At 69.8% G+C, this 3,338-nt stretch carries 2 protein-coding genes; both read right to left on the reverse strand.

All coding sequences use genetic code 11. The features are described from left to right. Positions 1 to 119: 119 nt before the first annotated feature. Entirely contained in the window at positions 120 to 1,646 is a 1,527-nt protein-coding gene (locus ACWF94_RS36900) for an amino acid permease (RefSeq protein ID WP_453499024.1), read from the reverse strand. A 175-nt stretch (positions 1,647 to 1,821) separates the two neighbouring features. Then, positions 1,822 to 3,338: 1-deoxy-D-xylulose-5-phosphate synthase N-terminal domain-containing protein (locus ACWF94_RS36905; RefSeq protein WP_453499026.1), on the reverse strand; the 1,517-nt coding region annotated here is incomplete at its 5' end.

Below are 3,338 nucleotides of genomic sequence, written 5' to 3' on the forward strand. Positions count from 1 at the left end.
GTCCTCGAACGCCGGACGGGCTGGGTGTGCGCGCCGGCCCCCGCAATCCCAGCCTCGTCGGCTGCCTTTCAAACGCCGGACGGCTGGAGTTGCGCGCCCGGGAGGAGTCAAATGAGGGGTCAGCGGGGCGACTCCGCGCGGGACGCTGCCGCGCCCGGCTCCAGCCTGCTGTGGCGGCGGCCGTACACGAAGTACACGATCACCCCGATCACCATCCAGATCCCGAACCGCAACCACGTCTCCGCCGGCAGGTTCAGCATCAGCCACAGGGACGCCGCCACCGACAGGATCGGCAGCCACGGCACCAGCGGAGTGCGGAAGGAGCGGGGCAGATCCGGGCGGGTGCGGCGCAGGATGACGACGCCGATCGCCACGACGACGAAGGCGAAGAGGGTGCCGATGTTCACCAGGGTCGCCAGTTCCTCGATGCTGGTGAAGCCCGCGATGACCGCGATGATCACGCCGAGGAGCACGGTCGCCCGGTACGGGGTGGCGAATCGCGGGTGCACCCGGGAGAAGAACCGGGGCAGCAGCCCGTCCCGGCTCATCGCGAAGAACACCCGGGTCTGCCCGAGCAGCAGGATCATACAGACGGTGGTGAGGCCGACGGCCGCGCCGAAGCTGATGACTCCCGCGTACCAGGGATGCCCGGTGGCCTTGAAGGCGTCGGCGAGCGGGGCGTCGATGGACAGTTGGGTGTAGTGCTGCATACCGGTGACGACGATCGAGACGGCGACGTACAGCACGGTGCAGATGAACAGGGAGCCGAGGATGCCACGGGGCATGTCCCGCTGCGGGAGCGCGGTCTCCTCGGCGGCCGTGGCGACGACGTCGAAGCCGATGAAGGCGAAGAAGACGACGGAGGCGGCGGTGAAGATGCCCATGACGCCGAAGTTGGTGGGCGCGTAGCCGAACATCAGCTGGATGAGGGGTTCCTTGATGCCGTCGCCGCCCTCCGACTTCACCGCCGGGGGGATGAAGGGGCTGTAGTTGGCCGCCTTGACGAAGAACGCGCCGGCCACGATGACCAGCAGGACGACGCCCACCTTGATGGCGACGACGACCGAGGTGACCCGGGCGGAGAGCTTCATCCCGAGGACGAGGATCGCGGTGAGCACCAGGACCAGCAGGAACGCCAGCAGGTCGAAGGCGAATCCGTAGTCGTGGTTCGTGCCGGAGAGGGATGCGGGCAGATGCCAGCCGACGTTGTCCATCAGGGAGCGGACATAGCCGGACCAGCCGACGGCGACCACCGCCGTACCGAGGGCGAATTCGAGGACCAGGTCCCAGCCGATGATCCAGGCGGGCAGTTCGCCGAGGGAGGCGTAGGAGAAGGTGTACGCGGAGCCCGCGACGGGGACGGTGGACGCGAACTCCGCGTAGCACAGGGCCGCGAGGCCGCAGACGACCCCGGCGACGGCGAAGGCGATCGCGGTGGCCGGGCCGGCGTTCTCCTTGGCCACCGCGCCGGTGAGGACGAAGATTCCGGTGCCGATGATGACACCGACGCCGAAGACGGTGAGATCCAGCGCAGAGAGGGATCTCTTGAGCGCGTGCTCCGGCTCCTCGGTGTCGCTGATGGACTGCTCGACACTCTTGGTACGGAAGACACCCGCTCGGCCTGCGGGGTCTGTGTGTGTGCTCACCGTGCACCTCCACGCTTGTCGTCCCCGACATGATCGGGACGGGCGGCGGTCCAGGCACGGCCGAACGGTGGAATTCACGCGAATGGGCCGGAAGGACCACCCATCCAGGGTGACCCTCCCGGCCGTTCTCACACGTGGAGCGCGCCGGCTTGCTCCGAATGGACGGCGTCCGCCGTCAGTCGCGGGCCGGTTCCACGGCCTGGTCGGCCGCACCGGCGAACCTGCCGTCCAACTTCGCGACCAGGCCGGTGACCTGCCGGGCGATATCGGGTGCGGTGAGCCCGATCTCGGCGAGGACCTCCTTGCGGGAGGCGTGGTCGAGGAAGCGCGGCGGGATGCCGAAGTCGCGCAGCGGGATGTCGACGCCCGCGTCGCGCAGGGCCTGCGAGACGGCGGAGCCGACCCCGCCGACCCGGATGTTGTCCTCGACGGTGACGACGACCCGGTGCCGCTCGGCGAGCGGGGGAAGGGCCTCGTCCACCGGCTTGACCCAGCGCGGGTCCACGACGGTGGTGGAGATGCCCTGCTTGTCGAGCAGGTCGGCGATCTCCAGGCACATCGGGGCGAGCGCGCCGACCGAGACGAGGAGCACATCGGGCCGGTCGGCACCGGGGTGGCGCAGGACGTCCATTCCGCCGATCCGGCCCACGGCCTTGACCGCCGGTCCGACCGCGCCCTTGGAGAACCGCACCACGGTCGGCGCGTCGTCGACGGCGACGGCCTCGCGCAGCTGGGCGCGGACCTGGTCGGCGTCGCGCGGGGCGGCGAGCCGCAGGCCGGGGACGACCTGGAGGATGGACATGTCCCACATGCCGTTGTGCGAGGGGCCGTCGGTGCCGGTGATGCCCGCGCGGTCCAGGACGAACGTCACTCCGCACTTGTGCAGGGCGACATCCAGCAGCACCTGGTCGAAGGCACGGTTGAGGAACGTCGCGTACACCGCGAAGACGGGGTGCACTCCCCCGGTGGCGAGACCGGCGGCGGACACCGCTCCGTGCTGCTCGGCGATGCCCACGTCGTAGACCCGGTCGGGGAACTCCTTGGCGAACCGGTCGAGGCCGACCGGCTGGAGCATCGCGGCCGTGATGGCGACGATGTCCTCGCGCTCCCGGCCGAGCTTGACCATCTCCTCGCCGAAGACCGAGGTCCAGTCGAGGCCCGAGCCGGCGATCGGCAGCCCCGTGTCGGGGTGGATCTTGCCGACGGCGTGGAAGCGGTCGGCCTCGTCCTGGAGGGCGGGCTGATAGCCGCGCCCCTTCTCGGTGAGACAGTGGACGATCACCGGTCCGCCGAACCGCTTGGCGCGGGCGAGCGCCGACTCCAGGGCCTCGATGTCATGGCCGTCGATGGGCCCGACGTACTTGAGGCCGAGGTCCTCGAACATGCCCTGCGGGGCGATGAAGTCCTTAAGGCCCTTCTTGGCGCCGTGGAGGGTCTCGTACAGCGGCTTGCCGACGACAGGGGTGCGGCCGAGGATGTCCTTGCCGCGGGCGAGGAAGCGCTCGTAGCCGTCGGTGGTACGGAGAGTGGCGAGGTGATTGGCGAGGCCGCCGATCGTCGGCGCGTACGAGCGCTCGTTGTCGTTGACGACGATCACCAGCGGGCGGTCCTTGGCGGCGGCGATGTTGTTCAGCGCCTCCCAGGCCATCCCGCCGGTCAGCGCCCCGTCGCCGATGACGGCGACGACATGGT

The organism is Streptomyces sp. NPDC055078 (assembly GCF_053607985.1).